The sequence below is a fragment of the Agrobacterium sp. 10T429 genome, assembly GCF_056393925.1.
The window spans coordinates 103131-122918 of record NZ_JBFTGV010000010.1; the positions used below are offsets into that span (position 1 = coordinate 103131).

The 19788-nt window shown below is 59.8% G+C and carries 18 protein-coding genes; 15 read left to right on the plus strand and 3 right to left on the minus strand.

Annotation, left to right across the window (positions count from 1 at the left end; all coding sequences use genetic code 11):
- Nucleotides 1-5 precede the first annotated feature (5 nt).
- Both AC1DCP_RS20665 and AC1DCP_RS20670 read right to left on the minus strand, forming a co-directional pair.
- Nucleotides 6-1046, minus strand: coding sequence for an ABC transporter permease (locus tag AC1DCP_RS20665; RefSeq protein ID WP_019566870.1), 1041 nt, complete (start codon nt 1044-1046; stop codon nt 6-8).
- A 139-nt stretch (nt 1047-1185) separates the two neighbouring features.
- A complete protein-coding gene (locus AC1DCP_RS20670) occupies nt 1186-2226 on the minus strand; it encodes a sugar ABC transporter substrate-binding protein (RefSeq protein ID WP_476774596.1) in 1041 nt (346 codons plus the stop codon).
- Nucleotides 2227-2375: 149 nt separating this feature from the next.
- Here AC1DCP_RS20670 and AC1DCP_RS20675 point away from each other — a divergent pair, with 149 nt between their 5' ends.
- From AC1DCP_RS20675 to AC1DCP_RS20700, 6 genes are read left to right on the plus strand one after another with little or no spacing between them, the layout of a single operon-like run.
- The gene (locus AC1DCP_RS20675) at nt 2376-3125 is read left to right on the plus strand and encodes a GntR family transcriptional regulator (RefSeq protein ID WP_019566872.1); all 750 of its coding nucleotides are present in this window, start codon (nt 2376-2378) and stop codon (nt 3123-3125) included.
- Between the two features lie 22 nt (nt 3126-3147).
- Nucleotides 3148-3888, plus strand: a complete 741-nt coding sequence (locus tag AC1DCP_RS20680) for an SDR family oxidoreductase (RefSeq protein WP_111800132.1) — start codon at nt 3148-3150, stop codon at nt 3886-3888.
- Nucleotides 3889-3907: 19 nt separating this feature from the next.
- Nucleotides 3908-5380 (plus strand): mannitol dehydrogenase family protein, encoded by a 1473-nt coding sequence (locus AC1DCP_RS20685; RefSeq protein ID WP_476774597.1) that lies wholly within the window; start codon nt 3908-3910, stop codon nt 5378-5380.
- A gap of 3 nt (nt 5381-5383) precedes the next feature.
- Entirely contained in the window at nt 5384-6577 is a 1194-nt protein-coding gene (gene uxuA / locus AC1DCP_RS20690; protein ID WP_476774598.1) for a mannonate dehydratase, read from the plus strand.
- A complete protein-coding gene (locus AC1DCP_RS20695; protein WP_111802285.1) occupies nt 6574-7563 on the plus strand; it encodes an aldo/keto reductase in 990 nt (329 codons plus the stop codon). The genes uxuA and AC1DCP_RS20695 overlap by 4 nt, the downstream gene beginning before the upstream one ends.
- A gap of 25 nt (nt 7564-7588) precedes the next feature.
- Nucleotides 7589-8431, plus strand: coding sequence for an amidohydrolase family protein (locus AC1DCP_RS20700; protein WP_476774599.1), 843 nt, complete (start codon nt 7589-7591; stop codon nt 8429-8431).
- 84 nt (nt 8432-8515) lie between these two features.
- Here the strand turns inward: AC1DCP_RS20700 and AC1DCP_RS20705 are convergent, their stop codons facing one another.
- Nucleotides 8516-9742 (minus strand): MFS transporter, encoded by a 1227-nt coding sequence (locus AC1DCP_RS20705; protein ID WP_035200093.1) that lies wholly within the window; start codon nt 9740-9742, stop codon nt 8516-8518.
- A gap of 121 nt (nt 9743-9863) precedes the next feature.
- Between AC1DCP_RS20705 and AC1DCP_RS20710 the strand changes: the two genes are divergently transcribed.
- The 9 genes from AC1DCP_RS20710 to AC1DCP_RS20750 all read left to right on the plus strand — a co-directional run bounded on the left by AC1DCP_RS20710 (nt 9864) and on the right by AC1DCP_RS20750 (nt 19786).
- Nucleotides 9864-10454, plus strand: a complete 591-nt coding sequence (locus AC1DCP_RS20710; RefSeq protein WP_003518207.1) for a TetR/AcrR family transcriptional regulator — start codon at nt 9864-9866, stop codon at nt 10452-10454.
- A 295-nt stretch (nt 10455-10749) separates the two neighbouring features.
- Nucleotides 10750-11787 (plus strand): NAD(P)-dependent alcohol dehydrogenase, encoded by a 1038-nt coding sequence (locus AC1DCP_RS20715; protein WP_003518206.1) that lies wholly within the window; start codon nt 10750-10752, stop codon nt 11785-11787.
- A 378-nt stretch (nt 11788-12165) separates the two neighbouring features.
- Complete coding sequence (locus AC1DCP_RS20720; protein WP_003518205.1) at nt 12166-13050, plus strand: AraC family transcriptional regulator; 885 nt, start codon at nt 12166-12168, stop codon at nt 13048-13050.
- Between the two features lie 96 nt (nt 13051-13146).
- Nucleotides 13147-14058, plus strand: coding sequence for an ABC transporter substrate-binding protein (locus tag AC1DCP_RS20725; protein WP_013762239.1), 912 nt, complete (start codon nt 13147-13149; stop codon nt 14056-14058).
- 71 nt (nt 14059-14129) lie between these two features.
- The gene (locus AC1DCP_RS20730; protein WP_013762240.1) at nt 14130-15632 is read left to right on the plus strand and encodes a sugar ABC transporter ATP-binding protein; all 1503 of its coding nucleotides are present in this window, start codon (nt 14130-14132) and stop codon (nt 15630-15632) included.
- Entirely contained in the window at nt 15622-16599 is a 978-nt protein-coding gene (locus AC1DCP_RS20735) for an ABC transporter permease (protein WP_019566881.1), read from the plus strand. Before AC1DCP_RS20730 ends, AC1DCP_RS20735 begins: the two co-directional genes overlap by 11 nt.
- A 38-nt stretch (nt 16600-16637) precedes the next feature.
- Nucleotides 16638-17369, plus strand: a complete 732-nt coding sequence (locus tag AC1DCP_RS20740; protein WP_013762241.1) for an SDR family oxidoreductase — start codon at nt 16638-16640, stop codon at nt 17367-17369.
- A gap of 25 nt (nt 17370-17394) precedes the next feature.
- Nucleotides 17395-19005, plus strand: a complete 1611-nt coding sequence (locus AC1DCP_RS20745; protein ID WP_060642856.1) for an FGGY-family carbohydrate kinase — start codon at nt 17395-17397, stop codon at nt 19003-19005.
- A gap of 55 nt (nt 19006-19060) precedes the next feature.
- On the plus strand, nt 19061-19786 hold the full coding sequence (locus tag AC1DCP_RS20750) for an SDR family oxidoreductase (RefSeq protein ID WP_025595115.1): 726 nt from the start codon (nt 19061-19063) through the stop codon (nt 19784-19786).
- Nucleotides 19787-19788: the final 2 nt, after the last annotated feature.

A 19788-nucleotide genomic window follows, 5' to 3' on the forward strand; every position in this document is an offset into this window, starting at 1 on the left:
AGTCCTTAAGCCAGGTTGCGTCGGGCGAGATAGCTTCGCCGCGCCTTGTCCATCAAAACCGCGAGCAACAGCAGCAGGCCGAGAAATGTCTGGACCCAGAATTCACCGAGCTGAAGCAGCAGCAGACCGCTGGTGAGCATGGTGACCAAAAGTGCGCCAAGACAGGTGCCGAGCACCGAAACCTTGCCGCCCTGCAAAAGCGTGCCACCGAGAACCGGGCCGAGAAAAGCTGGCAGAAGCCAGTCCTGCCCAAGCTGGCCTGCCATGGAAGGAATGGCGGCCCCCGTGCGTGTCACCAGCATCAGGGCAGCCAGTGCCGCAAGCAGGCCCGACAGCATGTGACAGGCAATGAAGATACGGTCGACCCGAATGCCGGAAAGTTCCGCCGCTTCCGGGCGTGCGCCTGCCGCCAGCATTTCGCGGCCAAGAACGGTGCGTCGGTAGAGAAAGGACAGGGCAAGCGCCGTTGCGAGCGTGACGAGAAGCAGCGGCGAGAAATAGGTCGCAAGCTTCATTTTTCCGAAGGCTGCGAAGATCGGCGGTAGGCCACGGTAGGCCTCGGCGCGCGTCAGGAAGATCATCACGCCGAAAAAGATGCTCATGGTGGCAAGCGTGATGATGAAGCTGTGCAGCCCCGTGCGGATGACGGTCCAGCCATTGACGAAACCGAGCGCCGCGCCGGTGGCGAGACCGCCAATGAGGGCGAGCGGCCACGGCACGCCAAGCACCTCGATCAGATAACCACAGGCCATGGCCGCTGAGACGCCGATCGCTCCAACGGCAAGATTGAGGCCGCCGGTCACGATCACCGCCATCATCGACAGGCCGATCATGATGTTGATCGCGGCACTGCGACCAAGCGTGAACAGATTGAAAGGCGAAAGGAAGCCGCTGGCCGCGACGCCAAAAATGACGGCGAAGACGACGATCAGCAGAATGAGGCCAAATTCATTGGTCAGAAAAAAGCGGCCTTGCGAAAGGCTGGACCCCATTCGTCTGTCGCCCTCCTGCGAGCCCTTTGTGAGCAAAGTATCGTTCACGGTCATGAAACTGTCCCGGTATTGGTTCGCCCGAAGCGCCTGCGCGGGTCGCCTGGTCATTGCGCTGCCGCCTGAAAGAATATTTTCTGGCGGGGCAGATTGCCGGGCGCGGTCGTTTGCCGCCCGGCAATTGCTCAAGGCATGATTAGTTGCAGCTCAGATAGGTCGTATCGAAGTTGGTGAGCAGCTTTTTGGTTTCGGCGCGCATGGCATCGATGTAGTTGTCCACCTTGGCGGCATCGACATAGGCGGTGCCGGAATCGATGAACTTGGTCGTCAGCGCATTGGATTTGAACGGCGCATCTTCCTTCACCTTGCAGCCGGCCTGAAGTTTGCTCAGTGCAAACGCGCCGATATAACCCTGGCCATAGGGGTTCTGAAGCATCGTGCCGTCGACGAAACCGTCCTTGATCGCTTTCAGCACGACTTCGTCGTGGTCGATGCCGACCATGTGGATGCGCTTGTCGCCGATCTTACGCAGTGCGTTGGAGGCAACGACCGCAGGAACCCAGGCTGTGGTCACGATGCCGTCCACTTCGGAAGCGTGGGCGGCCAGGTAGGCGCTGATCTTTTCTTCCGCCGGTTCCGGTGCGTCGATATCGGCGATGACCTGAACGACCTCGGCGCCGGCTTCGTCAGCTGCCTTTTTCACGGCATCGATACGAAGCTGGGTGTTGGGGTCAACAAGGAAGCCGGTGAAATGGGCGATGCGTTTTTTGCCCGTTCCCATCGCCTTGATCAGCTCCTTGGTGCCGAGATAAGCGGAATTACCGGTGTCGGTACCAAGGCAGAAGGCGGCGGGCGAGGGGTCCTTGAAGCAGCCGGCGCCGGCAATCACATTCGCGCCGTTGCCGGTCAGTTCCTCTGCTGTCGAGACCGCGCCGACGGGATCGCCTGGGAAAATCAGGAAGCCGTTATAACCCTGGCTCAGAAGGCTTTCGAGAAGCTGGTTCTGCTGTGCCAGTTCCCACTTTTGCGGCACCTTATAGTCGGCGCCAGCCAGGCCGAAATCCTTGGCCGCGTCCTTGCCGGCCTGTTGCCAGGCGGCGAAATAAGGGTGCGGACCGCCCGGAACGAGGGCGATCTTGCTGGCGTCCGCCGCCTGCGCGACACCGCACGCTCCCGCGCCGATGATTGCGGCAGCGACGAGGCTGCGCATGAAATACGTCATGTTTTTCTCCTCCATGAAACGGCCTGCTCCTAAAAAAGCGACTGGAACCTCCCTTAATCGCTCTTTCTCCCAACAGCCGACTTGCGTAAGCACCATGGACACTAGTATACTTGTATCCAAGTAGCAACGAGATTTTCACGACCGCCTTTTGAAGGAGAGCGTTCATGACGAAAAACACCACTGCCGGTTTCACTGGGCGCGGCTCTCATCAAGAGGCCCCCGGCTCCGGAATCGAAAGCGTGGAGCTTGTGGTCAATCGTTATGGCTCGGTTGCCGATCAGGTTCATGCGGCGTTGCGTCAGGCGATCGTCGAGGTCCGCCTCGCGCCCGGGGCGCCGATCAGTGAAAACTCGATCTGCCGTCAGTTTTCGGTGTCGCGCACCCCGGTGCGTGCGGCGATCCAGCGCCTGTCGGAAGAGGGTCTTGTGGACGTCTATCCGCAACTCGGCAGCTTTGTTGCGCCGATCAGGCTTGGCGAAATTCAGGACAGCCATTTTATCCGCCGTTCACTCGAAGTGGCTTTGCTGCGCGAAGTCGCGCCGAAGTGGACGAAAGAAATGAGCCGTACGATGCGCGACGTCATTGCCGAGCAGGAAAGAGTGATTGCCGCCAACGACGCATCCGGTTTCTTTCATGCCGACGAGGCGTTTCACCGCCTGCTCGGCACGTTTTCCGGTCGCGAAGGTGTCTGGCAGGCAATCCTTGCCGCCAAGGTGACCCTGTCGCGGTTCCATCGTTATTGGGCAAAGCCGGAACGATTGCCCGCCGTCATCGAAGAGCATCTGGCAGTCGTGGATGCTCTCGATCGTGGCGATGCCGAAGGTGCGGAAAAGGCGCTGGTGACGCATCTGGATATGGTTTTCGTGATCTACGAACAGTTGCCTGAAGAAGAGCGGAAGCATTTGTCCATTTGATAGTGGACGTGGAGGAGACAGAATGGAACTGAAACACAAGACGGCGCTCGTGACAGGCGCTTGTGGCGGCATCGGCCGTGCCGTGGTTGCGGCGCTGGTCGCGCAAGGGGCGAGGGTAATCGCCTTCGATCGCGACATCGAAGCTGTTGCGGCGCTTGCGGAGGGGTTTGGCGGTGCTTGTGATCCCGTCGCCGTCGATCTCGGCGATGCGACGGCGCTGCAGGTCGTCATGAAAGATGTCGCCAACCGTTTCGAGGTCATAGACATTCTCGTCAACAATGCCGGTGTGCTGTCGCCGCACAAGCTGGGAGCGACCACGCTTGATGACTGGCACAGGCTGATGGCCGTCAATCTCGATGCCGCCCTGCTGCTGACGCAGGCCGTCGTTCCCGCCATGAAGGAAAACCGCTGGGGGCGGCTGATCAACATCTCGTCCTATGCCTGGAAGTCCGGTGGCCTGACGGCGGGCACGGCCTATTCGGTCTCGAAATCGGCGCTGGTGGGCCTCACTTACTCGTCCGCTCGCGAACTTGCCCCTTTTGGCGTCACCGCCAATGCAGTCGCGCCGGCCTATGTGGTTTCGCCGATGATCATGGAGCAACTGTCAGAGGAAGACCGCCAGCGCCAGCTTGCGGCCATTCCCGTCGGGCGGTTCTGCCAGCCGGAAGAGGTGGCCCATACCGTAGGTTTCCTCGCCTCGCCGCTGTCCGGCTTCATGACCGGCACTGTCGTTGACATGAACGGCGGCCTGCAATTCGGCTGAGATACGGAGATAAATGACCATGACAGAACGCCTCTCGTCCCTTGCGTTGCCGCATCTGCCAAACGACGTCCTTTTGCCCGCCTATGACCGCAAAGCGGTGACACCGGGCATCGTGCATCTCGGCGTTGGCGCTTTTCACCGCGCCCATCAGGCGGTCTTCATCGATGATTGCCTGGCGCGTGGCGAAACCGGCTGGGGCATTGTCGCTGCCTCGCTGCGCAGCCCCGATACTCGCGATGCCATCGCGCCGCAGGACAATCTCTATACATTCTGCCTGCGTGACGGTGAAAACGAAACGCTGCGGATTGTCGGTTCAATCCTCGAGACCATCGTCGCTCCTGAGGATCCGGAGCGGCTGCTGCAAGCCATGACTGATCCGCGGGTCAGAATCGTCACTTTGACGGTCACGGAAAAGGGTTACCTCGCCGATTTGTCGGCGGGCACGCTTCTTCGTGACCATCCCGATGTCGTTCATGATCTGGCGCATCCGCAAAAGCCGCGCTCCGCGCTCGGTTTTCTGCTGGAAGCGACAAGACGCCGGCGGGCCGCCGGGGCTGTGCCGCTGACTTTGCTCTCCTGCGACAATCTTCCGTCCAACGGTCGCATCCTGCACCGTCTTCTGGTGGAGATGGCTGGTCTCACCGATAATGATCTCGCTGCCTTCATCGCGGAAAATCTCTCCTGCCCCTGCGTCATGGTGGACCGCATCGTGCCCGCCACCACCGCAACCGACCGCGAGCGCGTGACCGCGCGTCTCGGCTGCGAGGATGCCTGGCCGGTAATTGCGGAACCCTACTTCCGCTGGGTAATCGAGGATCGCTTTCCGCACGGTCGCCCCGGCATCGAGCTGTCAGGTGCCGAAATCGTTGATGAGGTCGAGCCGTATGAGCATATGAAGCTCAGGATGCTGAATGGCGCTCACACCGCCATGGCCGCAATCGGCCAATGCAGCGGGCTTGAGACGATCGCCGATATCTATGCCGATGCGCGTGTACGCGGTTACGTCGACCGTTACTGGCGGGAGGTTGGTTCGACATTGAGCCCGGCCGTCAGCGGACCGGACTATGTTGCCGGTCTGCGCCAGCGTTTCGCCAACCCCGCCCTTCGTCATCGCGCCGCCCAGATCGCCTCTGACGCTTCACAGAAAGTGCCGCAACGCATTCTCGCGCCGCTTGCGGAGCTACGTGCCGCAGGCGCGCCGAATACGGCCGCTCTTTTTGCTGTTGCCATGTGGATACGGTCCTGCGCAGCGCTGAACGAGCGGGGAGAGGCAATTGTCATGGCCGATCCGGCATTTTCCGAATGGAGTGCACCCACCGGCAACGGCGAAGAGCAGGACGCTTTCATCGACCGGTTTTTAACATTCCGTCGCGTCTTCGGGCCTGAATGGCAGGCGGATGAGGCATTCGTAACGGCGCTTCGGGCGGCCTATCGCGACATCGTCCAATACGGCGCGCTCGGCGCCATCGAACGGCATTTTTCGGAGGAGTAGAATATGAAGGAAACCTGGCGCTGGTTCGGTGAATCGGACCCCATCACCTTGCAGCATGTGCGGCAGACCGGCGCCAGCGGCGTTGTAACGGCGCTGCACCAGATCCCCGATGGGACGGCGTGGCCGGCCGAAGAGATCGCCAAACGCAAGGCGATGATCGAGGCAGCCGGCCTGGAATGGAGTGTCTGCGAATCCATTCCGATGGAACAGTCCATCAAGCGCGGCGATGCCGATGCGCCGAAGGCGATTGCGCGCTGGAAAGATACACTCTCCCGTCTCGGTCACGCGGGCGTTCCCGTCGTCTGCTACAATTTCATGCCGGTGGTGGACTGGACACGCACGAACCTGCGCTGGCAGGCACGCAATACCGGATTGGCGCTGCGCTTCGAAATGGCGGATTTCGTCGCCTATGACGTCTTCATCCTGAAGCGTGTTCGTGCTGCTGAAAATTACGATCCTGCGCTCGTGGCGCGAGCCGAACAGCGTTTTGCGCAAATGAGCGAAGATGACCAGTCGCTTCTCGAGCGTAACATCATCGCCGGCCTGCCGGGCGGCGCCCTGGTGCAGACGCGCGAATCCATCGCCGCTCTGATTGCTTCGTTCGATGGCATCGACAGCGCGACCATGCAGGGCAATCTTCTGGCCTTTCTGAGAGAGGTCGTGCCGGTGGCGGAAGAGGTGGGCGTGTATCTCGGCATCCACCCTGATGATCCACCGTTCTCCCTGTTCGGCCTGCCGCGCGTTGTCTCGACACCTGCAGATATTCGCGCCATCCTCTCGGCCGTTGAAAGCCCGAACAATGGCATCACCCTTTGTACCGGCTCCTACGGCGCCCGCAGCGACAATGATCTTGTGGCGATGGCACGGGAGTTCGCGTCTCGCGTCAATTTCGCCCATCTTCGGAACGTGACCGTTGAAGCGGATGGTTCCTTCTTTGAGGACGATCATCTGGATGGCGGAACGGACATGATTGGAGTCATCGAGGCATTGTTGCGCGAGGAGCTGGCCGCCGCCAAGGCTGGCCGCCGCACCAATATTCCAATGCGGCCTGACCACGGCCATCTGCTGGGTGATGACATCACCAAAAAGACCAATCCCGGATATTCCTACATTGGCCGCATGAAGGGGCTCGGCGAACTCCGCGGCGTCATCCGCACCATTGAGCGCCAGCTTCGCCGCGAGGAGGGTACCGCATGAAAACCCGCAAACTTGGTCGCACGGCGCTGTCGCTGAGCGAACTTTCCTTCGGCGCGGCCGGTATCGGTAATCTCTATCGCAGCGTCAGCCGCGAAGATGCGATGGAGACGCTACAAGCCGCCTGGGACGCCGGCATCCGCTACTTCGATACCGCACCCTATTACGGGCAGGGCCTTTCCGAACGCCGCCTCGGGGATTTTCTTCAGGGGAAACCACGCGACGAATTCGTGCTGTCCACCAAGGTCGGGCGGATCCTGAAACCGGCTGAAGCGGGCGTGACACCGGATTACGGTTTTGTCGATGCACTGCCTTTCGTGGTGGAATACGACTACAGCTATGATGGCATCATGCGCTCGCATGAACTGAGCCTCGCCCGGCTTGGTCTCGGTTCAGTGGATATTCTCTATGTTCACGATCTGGAGGAGACCACGCTTGGGGAAGAGGCCTATCGCCATCATTTCAGGATATTCACCGAAAGCGGCATCGAGGCCCTGCACGAGTTGAAGGCGACAGGCCGGATCGGCGCGTTCGGTCTTGGCGTGAATGAGGTTCCGGCTTGTCTAAACCTCATGGAGATAGACGAGATCGACTGCATTCTTCTGGCGGGTCGTTACACGCTGCTCGACCGGTCGGCTGCAGCAAAGCTGCTGGGGCGTTGTGCGGAAACCGGCACCTCGCTCGTCATCGGCGGCGTCTTCAACTCTGGCATTCTTGCGACGGGCGCAAGGCCGGGTGCGACTTTCAACTATAGTGAAGCAGCAGCAGATGTCATGGAGCGGGTGCGCGCCATGGAGCTCCACGCTGCCGGGCACGGGGTTGCACTTGCGGCCGCTGCCCTGCATTTTCCGCTACAAAATGCCGATGTCGCAAGTGTCCTGATCGGCACCGCAAAACCGGACAGCCTTTTGCGCAACCTGTCTATTTTCGAAACGGCCGTGCCGGACGCCGCCTGGGCGGGTTTCGACGCGCTCGCCCTCGAAAACTGACCGCAACGACAGGGAGGAGGACGCCATGGATCTGATCGATACTCACCAGCATCTGATCTTGCGAGGCAAGCTCGGTTATGCCTGGACACGAGGGGAACCCAGCCTTGCGGGAAGCTTCACCCGGGCTGATTACGCAGCGCTTGTCGAGGGATGTGGCGTAGTGGGTACGATCTTCATGGAAAGCGGGGTGGATGACGGCGACTATCAGGCTGAGGCTCGCCTCATCGCCAGCATGATCGGCGAGGGTGCCTTGCCGATGTTCGGCCAGATCGCCAGTTGCCGACCGGAAACGGATAATGGTTTCGAAGCCTGGCTGGAGGAGTGCCGCCACCTCAACGTGGTCGGTTTCCGGCGCATTCTCCACGTCATGCCCGACGACCTCAGCCGCGAGGAAAATTACCGACGAAACGTGCGCACGATTGGAAAGGCCGGATGGCCGGTCGATCTGTGTTTTCATTCCCGCCAGCTTGCTATTGCCGCCGAATTTGTCGGGGCCTGCCCCGATGTGCGCTTCATGCTCGACCATTGCGGCACGCCGGACATTGCCGGAAACGATTTTCGGGAGTGGAGCGGGCGTATGGCCGACTTGGCGACGCTGCCCAATCTCTTTGTCAAACTCTCCGGCATCACTGCCTATTGTGCACCGGGATGCGCGACGCTGGAAAGCGTGACACCCTATGTGGAAACCGTGCTCAACCTGTTCGGACCTGAGAGAATGGTCTGGGGCGGCGACTGGCCGGTGGTCGATCTCGGCTCGGGTCTACCGGAATGGATCGGTATGACGAGTGAGCTTCTTTCGACGCTCTCGCCCGACGAGCAGGCATCGATCGGCCACCGCAATGCCAGACTGTTTTATTTGGCGACATAGCGTGCAGCTTTTCATGCCGATTGTGCATTGCGTCGGCCGGATATGCCAAGAAGCGCGCCGGCGCGCGCTTCATACGTCTGTGCTTTACTCGGCTGGCTGCGCTGCCGTTGTCGTCGCAGAGCGGTTGGTCTCTCCAGAAAGGCTGCGCTGACCGAGGCTGATAATGGTGACTGTCGACAGGGTGGCGGCAATCGATACCCAGAAGCCGTTGCTCGGGCCGAAATTATCGATCACCCAGCCGGAAATGAAGGCGCCGAGCGCCATGCCGATACCGATGCCGGTCATCACCCAGGTCACGCCTTCCGTCAGCATCGATTCCGGCACGCGGCGCTCGATCAGGCCAAATGCGGTGATGAAGATGGGAGAGATTGCAACGCCGCTGAGGAATACGGCGAAGGCAAGTAGGGAAACTGTCGTGCTTGCAAAGAGGAGCGGCAGCGCGGTGAGCGCAAGGACGCTGACGGCGATCAGCAATTGCCGTTGCAGCGGCATTTTGGGGTTGATCGCGCCCAGAAGCAGGCCGACGACAAACGAACCGATGGCATAGACGCCGATGACGAGGCTGGCAGCTTCCGGTTGACCGAGTTCTTTGGTGATGGCAACGGCACTTACCTCGGCTGTGGCGAAAGTCGAGCCTACGAAGATCAGGGCGACCGTGATGATCTGGACCGAACGCAGCCGGATAGCCGAATGTTGCCTGCTGCCACTTTCAACCGCGCGTACCTTGGGTTCGGTCGATCGTTGCAGCAGAAAGGCAAAGGTACCGAGTGCCAGCGAGGCGGTGCTGATCATCATACCTGCTTCCGGAAAGAGTGAGACCGCGAGACCGACGGAGAGCGAGGCGCCGGCGATGTAGACAAGTTCGTCGGCGGCGGATTCAAATGCAAAAGCAGTGTTCAGCTCAGGCCGGTCACGGAAGATTTCCGTCCAGCGGGCGCGCATCATCGCGGGAATACTCGGCATGGCCGCGGCGAGGAAGGCCGAAAGAAAGAGCGTCCAGGCAGGCCATCTCTGGTTGGTCGCGATAATCAGGATAGCAAAGGCGATGACCGATATGATGGTGGCCGGGACAAGGACGCTGCTCTGGCCCTTGCGGTCCACCAATCGGGAAATCTGCGGAGCGACCGCGGCATTGGTCAGCGCGAAGGTTGCCGAGACCGCACCGGCAAGCCAATATTCACCATGGGTCTGGGAAAGCATGGCGACGATGCCGATCGGTGCCATCGCAATCGGAAGACGGGCAAAGAAGCCTGCGGCGGAAAAGCCTTTGGCGCCCGGAGCCCGGAAAATTTCTCTATATGGATTAGACATCGGGATGCACCTTGTTTAGGGAGTACCCACCACAAACATACGTGGCGTATGCAAATGAAATAATTGCATACGTCGCGTATGTCAACTAGTATACGCGACGTATGTAGAATTCGGAGAAAAAATGCGCAAACCTCGCAGTGAAATGATTGCCGAGACGCGGGCGAAGCTTCTGGTCGCTGGCCGCAAGGCATTTGGCAGCATCGGCTATGCCGAAGCTTCGATGGACGACTTCACTGCCGAAGCAGGGCTGACCCGCGGCGCGCTCTATCACCATTTTGGCGACAAGAAAGGCCTGCTGCTGGCGGTTGTGGGTGAGATCGACGCCGAGATGACGAAAAGGCTCTGTGACATCTCGTCTAGGGCCGCGACGCGTTGGGAGGGTTTTGTCGAGGAAAATGTCGGTTACATTCTCATGGCTCTGGAGCCGGAAATCCAGCGGATCATGTTCCGTGATGGACCGGCCGTTCTCGGCGACCCTTCACGTTGGCCAAATGCCAACGGCTGTATCTCGGCCGTTGCGCGAAGTCTCGATGCGCTGAAGCAGGAAGGGACGATCGTCGACATTGATCCGGAGGCCTGTGCGCGTTTCATCAATGCGGCGAGCAGCAGTGCAGCCCAGTGGATCGCGAATTCCGACGACCCCGAAACGACCTCGAAACGCGCCGTCGACAGTTTCCGCACCTTTCTGGAAGGGCTGAGGATCACACGCTGATCCGCTTGTCGCCGGTTCTGCGTACACATCAGGGTCAATCTCGTTCCGGCTAAGTGAGTAACCCTGAGCCGGCGATATTCCCTGAAGCGCGCTGAGCGAATCGTGCTGTCTCTCTCCCCCGTAGACTCGTTAACGCGCCAGGGATGATAAGAAATTGCCGGCTCATCGATACAGTTTTTCCTCCTTGAAGAAAAACCGGCCGATCCGGCTGATTTCTGTTTACTTTTGTCGAAATTGCATCGCATCACGCTGTTTGAATTCGCTGTAAGGCCTTTCGCAAACTACGGAGGATGAGATGAAAGCACTGGTGCTGGAAGAAAAAGGAAAGCTCTCGCTCAGGGAGTTCGACATTCCCGGCAAGCTCGGACCCAAGGATGTGCGCATCCGTACCCATACCGTCGGGATTTGCGGCTCGGACGTCCATTATTACACCCATGGCAAAATCGGCCATTTCGTTGTGCATGCGCCGATGGTGCTGGGCCATGAAGCTTCCGGGACGGTAATCGAGACCGGTGCCGAGGTTGCGCATCTGAAGGCGGGTGATCGCGTCTGCATGGAGCCGGGCATTCCCGATCCAACCTCGCGCGCCTCCAAACTTGGCATTTACAATGTTGATCCGGCCGTCAGCTTCTGGGCAACGCCACCCGTTCACGGTTGCCTGACACCGGAAGTCATTCATCCCGCCGCCTTTACATACAAGTTGCCCGACAACGTTTCCTTTGCCGAAGGCGCCATGGTGGAACCCTTCGCCATCGGGATGCAGGCAGCGCTCAGGGCGCGTATTCAGCCCGGCGATGTTGCCATCGTGACGGGCGCCGGTCCGATCGGCATGATGGTTGCGCTGGCGGCGCTAGCCGGCGGTTGCGCAAAGGTGATCGTTGCCGATCTTGCCCAGCCGAAGCTGGATATCATCGCAGCCTATGACGGCATCGAGACCGTCAACATCCGCGAACGTGACCTGTCGCAGGCCGTGGCTGATGCGACGGATGGCTGGGGTTGCGATGTCGTTTTCGAATGCTCTGGCGCTGCACCCGCCGTGCTCGGTATGGCGAAACTCGCACGTCCCGGCGGCGCCATCGTCCTCGTCGGTATGCCGGTCGATCCGGTGCCGGTCGATATCGTCGGCTTGCAGGCAAAAGAGCTGCGGGTGGAGACGGTTTTCCGCTACGCCAATGTGTATGACCGTGCGGTCGCTCTCATCGCGTCCGGCAAGGTCGATCTGAAGCCGCTGATCTCCGCGACCATTCCCTTCGAAGACAGCATTGCCGGTTTTGACCGTGCGGTGGAGGCAAGGGAAACGGACGTGAAGCTGCAAATTCTGATGCCGCAATAATCGCTTCCGGCAAGCCGCCTGCCGATGCAGGGGCGTCAAAAACCCTTCGGAAAAGTATAAGCTCGACCTGCCGGTGATCGGCGGGTCGAGCTTTAAAAAATCATCACATCGATCTTTAAGATGCGCATTTTCTGGGCGTATGGCGTGCAACTGCGCGAAAAAATGGGCGCAACCGCTGGCTTAGTTGTCGGCGGATGCACGGCACTCTTCAATTTCTGACAAAAAACAGTCAAAAAAGTATCGGTAATTTCCCCGGTATGATGTGGAAGTAAATGTGCCGCAGGCCATATGCTCCCCATCAACGCCTGGGACGAGCCATAAAGAGGAATGGCTTTGCTCCGCGAATACGGCGGACGTGACCGATGGGAGGAAACATCGATGCAGCCCGATCTGGAACTGGTACATATCCGCAAGGGCGAATCCTTCGCCGCCTGGCGGCATGGCTATCCGTTCCGCACCGTGCGCTGGCATTACCATCCCGAATATGAAATTCATCTGGTCGTGGCGACGTCAGGCACGTTCTACATCGGCGATTTCGTCGGTCGCTTCGGCCCGGGCCAGCTAATCATGACTGGCCCAAATCTCCCTCAAAACTGGATCAGCGAGATCGAGCCGGACGAGATCGTTCCCACGCGCTCTCTCGTCATCCAGTTTCCGGAAGCTTTTATCGAGGATGCCTGCGCTTCCATGTCCGAGATGGAGGTAGTTCGCGCCCTTCTGGACCGCAGCCGCCGCGGCATTCTGTTCGACGATGAGACCAGCGATCGCGTTCGCCCGCTGATACTGCGTTTGATCGAGGCGCAGGGGTTGAAGCGTCTTGCGATTTTTTGGGAAATTCTCGATCTGCTGGTCAATGCGCCGGCGCCCGAGGTGCTGGCGAGCCTGAGTTACGAGCTGGACCTGACGGGCATCGGCGATAGCGGCATCAACCGCGCCTTGTCGCATCTGCGCCAGCACCTGACCGAACAGGTCGAGGAAATCGATCTGGCCGACATGGTTGGCCAGAGCCAGAGTGCCTTTTCCCGTGCCTTCAAGCGACATACGGGAACGACTTTGGTGCGCTATCGCAATCAGCTTCGCATCGATCTGGCCTGCCAGATGCTTCTGGTGGATCAGGACGTGAAGGTGGCGGAAGTCTGCTACGACGTGGGCTTTTCAAACCTTTCGAATTTCAACAGGCATTTCCTGAAGCTGAAGGGAATGTCGCCATCGAGGTTTCGTACGGTATTCGCGGCCCAGAAGGCAGCGGTCATGGCGGATTAAACCAAGATACATCGCGGATTTTTCACCAATTCGGGCAGAGGACTGTCCGGAAACGGGCTCTTATTGCCCAGATTTTCCAAACGGGAGGAAGTTACTATGAGAATGAAATCCAAGTTCCTGATGGCATCGGCCGCACTTGCAATGATGGCCGCTCCGGCGCTAGCACAGGACAAGCTGAAAATCGGCATGACGTTCCAGGAACTGAATAACCCCTATTTCGTGTCCATGCAGGAAGCGCTGAAGGAAGCCGCGGCAAGCATCGGCGCTGATGTTGTCGTCACCGACGCCGGCCACGATGTGGCAAAGCAGATTTCCGACGTGGAAGACATGCTGCAGCAGAAGATCGACATCCTGCTTCTGAACCCGACCGACAGCGCCGGCATCGAAGCCGCCGTGCACGCTGCCAAAGCTGCCGGCGTGATTGTCGTTGCTGTCGACGCCAACGCAAACGGCCCGGTCGACACCTTCGTCGGCTCGAAGAACCGTGACGCAGGCTACAAGTCTTGCAAGCATCTCGGTGATGCGCTCGGCGGCAAGGGTGAAGTCGCAATCCTCGACGGTATCCCGGTCGTGCCGATCCTGCAGCGCGTCGAAGGCTGCAAGGCAGCGCTTGCCGAATTTGCCGACATCAAGCTTGTCGACACGCAGAATGGTCGTCAGGACCGCTCCGTTGCGCTCGGCGTCGTTGAAAACATGATCCAGTCCCGTCCGAACCTCGCCGGTATCTTCTCGGTGAATGATGGCGGCGCAATGGGTGCACTCGCTGCGATCCAGGGCTCCGGCAAGGACATCAAGCTGACCTCGGTTGATGGTGCTCCCGAAGCTGTGAAGGCAATTGCCGACGGCGGCCCTTTCATCGAAACGACCGCGCAGTTCCCGCGTGACCAGGTGCGCGTTGGCCTTGCCATGGCGCTTGCCCAGAAGTGGGGCGCCCGCGTCGTTCCGAAGGAAGTACCGATCGACGTCATGGTCGTTGACAGCAAGAACGCCGGCGACTTCAGCTGGTAAGAATTCCTCCCCAGGTCCCGTCCCCACCTCGTGTGGGGGCGGGACATGTCCCGACCATCGAGGAGGGTAAAATGCTGGAACTGAATGGAATAAGAAAAAGCTTCGGCAAGATCGAGGTCCTGCGCGGCGTTGACCTGCAGGCGCGCGCCGGCGAGGTGCATGCGCTTCTGGGAGAGAACGGCGCTGGCAAGTCGACATTGATGAAAATCCTGTGCGGCATTTTGCAGCCCTCGGAGGGCACGATCCGCATTGACGGAAAGGACCGCCGCTTCGCCAATTACGACGAGGCGATTGCCGCCGGTATCGGCATCGTGTTTCAGGAATTCAGCCTGATCCCCTATCTCGATGCAGTTGAAAACATGTTTCTGGCACGCGAAATCCGCGGACCGCTGCGCCTGCTGAACAAGCGCGCGATGCGTAAACGTGCCGCCGAAATCATGAGCCGTCTGGCCGTGGACGTTCCGCTCGATGTGCCGGTGCACCGCCTTTCCGTTGCCCAGCAGCAATTCGTGGAAATTGCCAAGGCGCTTTCACTCGATGCGCGTATTCTCGTTCTCGATGAGCCGACTGCGACGCTTACCCCGTCCGAGACCGAGCATCTCTTCAAGGTCATGCGCGAGCTGCGGCGTCAGGGTGTCGCTATCATCTTCATTTCCCATCATCTCGAGGAAATATTCGAGATCTGCGACCGCATCACCGTCCTGCGTGATGGCGAACTCATCGGCTCCTGCCTCACCTCTGACGTCGATAATGACCGTCTGGTGGAGATGATGGTCGGCCGGCGCATCGAGGCCAATTTTCCGCCCAAACCGAAGATCGATACAGCTGCGCGCAACGTGATCGAGGTCGAAGAGCTTCAACTGAAAAAAGGCGGGCCGGTCTCGCGCTTTACCCTGCGGCAGGGTGAGATACTCGGTTTTGCCGGGCTTGTCGGTTCCGGGCGCACTGAAACGGTGCTGGCCATGCTTGGCGCGCATTCCGCTTCGCGCCGCAAGATCAAGGTCGATGGCGTCGAGACCCGCTTTTCCGGCCCGGATGAGGCGCTGATGCGCGGCATTGGCCTGCTGCCGGAAAGCCGCAAGGAAGAGGGTCTGATCACCAGTTTCTCCATCCTGCAGAACATCTCCCTCAACAACTATCGCAAGTACCAGAAGGCTCACTGGTTTATCGACCTGAAAAAAGAGCTGGAGCACACGAAAAAGGCGATGGCGCAGGTTCAGGTCAAGGCACAGGGACCCTATGCCCGCGTGGACACGCTGTCTGGTGGAAACCAGCAGAAGATCGTTATCGCCCGCTGGCTGAACCATGACATGCGCGTCCTGATCTTCGACGAACCGACGCGCGGCATCGATGTCGGCGCGAAGGCGGAAATCTATGCGCTGATGCGCGAATTCGCAGCCAAGGGCTATTCGATCATCATGATCTCTTCGGAGCTGCCGGAAGTGATCGGCATGTCGGACCGCGTCTGCGTGTTCCGCTCCGGGGGCATCGTCGCCACCGTCGAGGGCGCAGACATCAATTCAGAAACAATAATGACAAACGCCACCACCGGGAGGGTTGAACATGTCGCTTGATGCAAATACCGGCATTGCCGAAAAGACGAGCGGTTTCGGCCTTGGGAGCATGCTGCGCTCGCCACTCGCCCTGCCTCTGGCGGGCCTGATTGTCGTATCGATCCTGATGGGTCTTGCGAGCGACAATTTCTTCAGCGTGAACAACATCATGAACGTGCTGCGACAGGTTTCAGTCGTCGGCATTCTGGCCGTGGGCATGACATTCGTCATCCTCACAGGCGGCATCGACCTGTCGGTCGGCGCAGTCATGGCGCTTGTCGGCACGCTGTCTGCAGGCCTGATGGTGAATACCGGCCTGCCTGCGTCGCTCGCCTTGCCGGCCGGGCTGTTCATCGGACTTGGCATCGGTATCTTCAACGGAGCACTTGTCGCCTGGGGCAAGATGCCGGCCATCATCGTCACGCTTGCGACGATGGGAATGGCGCGCGGTCTCGGCCTCATCTATTCCGGCGGTTATCCTGTCAGCGGCATTCCGAGCTGGATTTCCTGGTTTGGCGTCGGCCGCGTTGGCGTCGTGCCGGTGCCTGTTATCATCATGGTGGTGATTTACGCCGTGGCCTGGGTGCTTTTGCAGCGTACGGCTTTCGGTCGTCACGTCTATGCACTCGGCGGCAACGAGTTGGCGGCGCGCCTCTCCGGCGTCAAGACCCGGCGCGTCAAGCTTGCCGTCTATGGTATCTCAGGCGTGACGGCAGCGCTTGCAGCTCTCATTCTGACCGGCCGGCTCATGAGCGGACAGCCCAATGCGGGTGTCGGTTTCGAGCTGGATGCCATTGCGGCCGTGGTTCTCGGCGGCACGGCGATTGCCGGCGGACGCGGGCTCATTCTTGGTACCCTTATCGGCGCGGTGCTGCTCGGCATCCTGAATAACGGTCTCAATCTCATGGGTATCAACCCTTATCTGCAGGATGTCATCAAGGGCGCGATCATTCTGCTCGCCATCTATATCGGGCGCGACTGGCGTTGAGCCCACACGTCATATCTTCAAAGAAGCAGGAGAATTAAATGTCTGAATTGCTGCAAGGCAAGATCGCGGTCATCACCGGCGCCGCGTCCGGTATTGGCCTCGCCACCACCGAGGCGCTACTGGAAAACGGTGCAACCGTCGTCATGGTCGACTGGAACGAGAAAGCCCTGAATGAACTTGTCGGTAAACTCGGCAAGCGCGCCATCGCGCAGGTCACGAACCTTCTGGATGCAGACAGCTGCAATGCCATGATCCCGGAAATCCTTGAGAAGGTCGATCACATCGACATTCTCTACTGCAACGCAGGCACTTATATCGGTGGCGATCTCACCGAAACCACGCCGGAAGCCATCGACAAGATGTTGAACCTCAACGTCAATGCCGTGATGAAGAATGTACAGGCCGTCGTGCCGCACATGTCGGAGCGCAAGACCGGCGACATCATCGTCACCTGCTCGATCGCCGGACATTTCCCGACCTATTGGGAGCCGGTCTATTCGGGTTCGAAATGGGCGATCACCAGCTTCGTGCAGGGCATGCGTCGCCAGATGATCCCGCATGGTGTGCGCGTCGCGCAGGTCTCTCCCGGCCCGGTCGTCTCGGCCCTTCTGGCAGACTGGCCGGAAGAAAATCTTCGCAAGGCCAAGGAATCGGGTAGCCTCATCGACGCGAGTGAAGTGGCCGATGCGGTTGTTTACATGCTGACCCGCAAGCGCACCGTCACCATCCGCGACATGCTGGTGCTGCCCACCAACTTCGACCGCGTTTAAACTACACTCCCAAGGAGTATCGCAAATGGCTTCCTACCTGATTGGCGTCGATGTCGGTACCGGCTCTGCCCGTGCCGGTGTCTTTGATGTGGCGGGCAGGCTTCTCGCCACCGCCAAGCGCCCGATCACGATGCATCGCGAAGACGGCGGCATAGCCGAACAATCGAGCGGTGAGGTTTGGAAAGCCGTTTGCGACAGCGTGCGGGAAAGTGTCTCGCGCGCCGGCATAGATCCCGCAGCCGTGGTTGGCATCGGTTTCGATGCCACCTGCTCGCTCGTGGTGCGCGGGCCTGAGGATGAGACCCTTCCGGTCGGCGCGCCGGATCATCCAGAGCGCGATATCATCGTCTGGATGGATCACCGCGCCGTCGAACAGGCGGAGCGGATCAATGCTGGCGAACATGCCGTTCTGAAATATGTCGGTGGCCGGATTTCCCCGGAAATGCAGACGCCCAAGCTGCTCTGGCTTCGCGAAAACAGGCCGGATATCTATGCGCGCGCCGAGCACTTCTTTGACCTGACGGACTTCCTGACCTGGAAAGCCTCAGGCGCGCTCGATCGTTCCGCGTGCACGGTTACCTGCAAGTGGACTTATCTCGCCCATGAGGAACGTTGGGATGCGGAATATTTCACCCGCATCGGGCTTGGCGATCTGGCGGAGCAGGGATTCCGCCGTATCGGTGAAAGCGTCGTTCATCCAGGCACGGCGCTGGGTAACGGTTTGACCGATGAGGCCGCAACAGCCATGGGGCTGGTTGCTGGAACCGCCGTTGCCGCCGGTCTGATCGATGCGCATGCCGGGGGTGTCGGCACGGTGGCTGCGGGCGGCGACGCTTCGCGGTGCCTCGGTTACGTCTTTGGTACCTCTTCCTGTACCATGACAACCACCTCGGAGCCGGCTTTCGTGCCGGGTGTTTGGGGTCCCTATTATTCCGCCATGGTTCCCGGCGCGTGGCTCAATGAAGGCGGCCAATCCGCCGCCGGTGCGGCCATTGATTATCTGGTGCAATTGCACCCGGCATTTTCAGAGGCAAAGGCGCTTTCCGAAAAAGAAGGCAAGTCATTACCTGCATGGCTTGCCGACCGTGCACTGGCTTTGGCCACGTCTGCTTCCGCTGCCGTGAAGATTGCCGAGAATTTTCACGTGGTGCCGGAGTTCCTCGGCAACCGCGCGCCCTTCGCCGATCCTCATGCCCGTGCCGTCATTGCCGGTTACGGCACCGAGACGGGGGTGGATTCGCTTGTCGCGCTTTACGTGGCGGGGCTTCTCGGCCTCGGTTACGGGCTTCGCCAGATCATCGAGACGCAGGCGCGTCATGGCGCTCCCGTGGAAACGATCAGTGTCAGCGGCGGCGCGGGCGCGCATCCGCTTGCCAGACAATTGCTGGCGGATGCGACGGGGCTTCCGGTTGAACTCACTGAATGCGAGGAGCCGGTGCTTCTGGGATCGGCGATGCTCGGTGCGGTTGCTGCCAAGGCCTATCCCGACCTGATTTCCGCAATGCCCGCCATGTCGCGTATTGCCAAATATTCGGCACCGGACGCTGCATTCAGCCAAGTGCACCAGTCACGCTACGACGCGTTTCTGGCACTGCAGAATGCGGCGCGCGCCATTCGTTCCGCAAACCATTCCTGAAGCGCCACACGCTTCCATCGTCCGGCCGTTTTGGCCGCAAAGTAAAGAGGATTCCATGCAGTTTTCCGGAAAATCCGTCATCATCACCGGCGCAGGCAAGGGCATCGGCCGTGCCTGCGCTATCCTGATGGCCGCGCGCGGTGCTGAGGTCGTGGCAATCAGCCGGACCCAGTCCGATCTCGACAGCCTGAAAAGCGAAATCGGCGGCCGCTCAATCCGCGTCGATCTTGCCGATGTGGCTGCAACGCGGTCCGCAATGGCCGAAGCGGGTCCTTGTGATTTTCTCATCAACAGCGCTGGCATCAACGTGCTCGAAAGCGTGCTTGATATGAGCGACGAAGGTTATGAGGCCGTGCTCGGCATCAATCTGCGTGCCGCGCTCGTCACCTGCCAGGAATTCGCCCGTGCCCGCGTCGCAAAGGGCGGCGGTGGCGCAATCGTCAACATCACGTCAATTGCCGGTCATCGGGGTTTTCAGGATCATCTCTGCTACGCGGCCTCGAAAGCGGGGCTTGAAGGCGCAACCCGCGTTCTTGCCAAGGAACTCGGGCCGCACGGCATCCGTGTCAACGCCGTGGCGCCGACCATCACGCTGACTGAACTGGCTGCCGAAGCATGGAACGATCCGGCCAAGAGCGCACCAATGATGGTTCGCCATCCGCTGCAGCGCTTTGCCGAGGCCGAAGACGTGGCACAGAGCATCGCACTGCTTCTGTCAGATGATAGCAGCATGATTTCCGGCGCGGTGTTGCCCATCGATGGCGGGTTCCTTGCCGTCTGACG

Excerpts from the sequence above, each read along its gene's own strand:
- AC1DCP_RS20665 (WP_019566870.1), bottom strand. The coding sequence starts at position 1,046 with ATGACCGTGAACGATACTTTGCTCACAAAGGGCTCGCAGGAGGGCGAC.
- AC1DCP_RS20670 (WP_476774596.1), bottom strand. The coding sequence starts at position 2,226 with ATGGAGGAGAAAAACATGACGTATTTCATGCGCAGCCTCGTCGCTGCC.
- AC1DCP_RS20675 (WP_019566872.1), top strand. The coding sequence starts at position 2,376 with ATGACGAAAAACACCACTGCCGGTTTCACTGGGCGCGGCTCTCATCAA.
- AC1DCP_RS20680 (WP_111800132.1), top strand. The coding sequence starts at position 3,148 with ATGGAACTGAAACACAAGACGGCGCTCGTGACAGGCGCTTGTGGCGGC.
- AC1DCP_RS20685 (WP_476774597.1), top strand. The coding sequence starts at position 3,908 with ATGACAGAACGCCTCTCGTCCCTTGCGTTGCCGCATCTGCCAAACGAC.
- uxuA (WP_476774598.1), top strand. The coding sequence starts at position 5,384 with ATGAAGGAAACCTGGCGCTGGTTCGGTGAATCGGACCCCATCACCTTG.
- AC1DCP_RS20695 (WP_111802285.1), top strand. The coding sequence starts at position 6,574 with ATGAAAACCCGCAAACTTGGTCGCACGGCGCTGTCGCTGAGCGAACTT.
- AC1DCP_RS20700 (WP_476774599.1), top strand. The coding sequence starts at position 7,589 with ATGGATCTGATCGATACTCACCAGCATCTGATCTTGCGAGGCAAGCTC.
- AC1DCP_RS20705 (WP_035200093.1), bottom strand. The coding sequence starts at position 9,742 with ATGTCTAATCCATATAGAGAAATTTTCCGGGCTCCGGGCGCCAAAGGC.
- AC1DCP_RS20710 (WP_003518207.1), top strand. The coding sequence starts at position 9,864 with ATGCGCAAACCTCGCAGTGAAATGATTGCCGAGACGCGGGCGAAGCTT.
- AC1DCP_RS20715 (WP_003518206.1), top strand. The coding sequence starts at position 10,750 with ATGAAAGCACTGGTGCTGGAAGAAAAAGGAAAGCTCTCGCTCAGGGAG.
- AC1DCP_RS20720 (WP_003518205.1), top strand. The coding sequence starts at position 12,166 with ATGCAGCCCGATCTGGAACTGGTACATATCCGCAAGGGCGAATCCTTC.
- AC1DCP_RS20725 (WP_013762239.1), top strand. The coding sequence starts at position 13,147 with ATGAGAATGAAATCCAAGTTCCTGATGGCATCGGCCGCACTTGCAATG.
- AC1DCP_RS20730 (WP_013762240.1), top strand. The coding sequence starts at position 14,130 with ATGCTGGAACTGAATGGAATAAGAAAAAGCTTCGGCAAGATCGAGGTC.
- AC1DCP_RS20735 (WP_019566881.1), top strand. The coding sequence starts at position 15,622 with ATGTCGCTTGATGCAAATACCGGCATTGCCGAAAAGACGAGCGGTTTC.
- AC1DCP_RS20740 (WP_013762241.1), top strand. The coding sequence starts at position 16,638 with ATGTCTGAATTGCTGCAAGGCAAGATCGCGGTCATCACCGGCGCCGCG.
- AC1DCP_RS20745 (WP_060642856.1), top strand. The coding sequence starts at position 17,395 with ATGGCTTCCTACCTGATTGGCGTCGATGTCGGTACCGGCTCTGCCCGT.
- AC1DCP_RS20750 (WP_025595115.1), top strand. The coding sequence starts at position 19,061 with ATGCAGTTTTCCGGAAAATCCGTCATCATCACCGGCGCAGGCAAGGGC.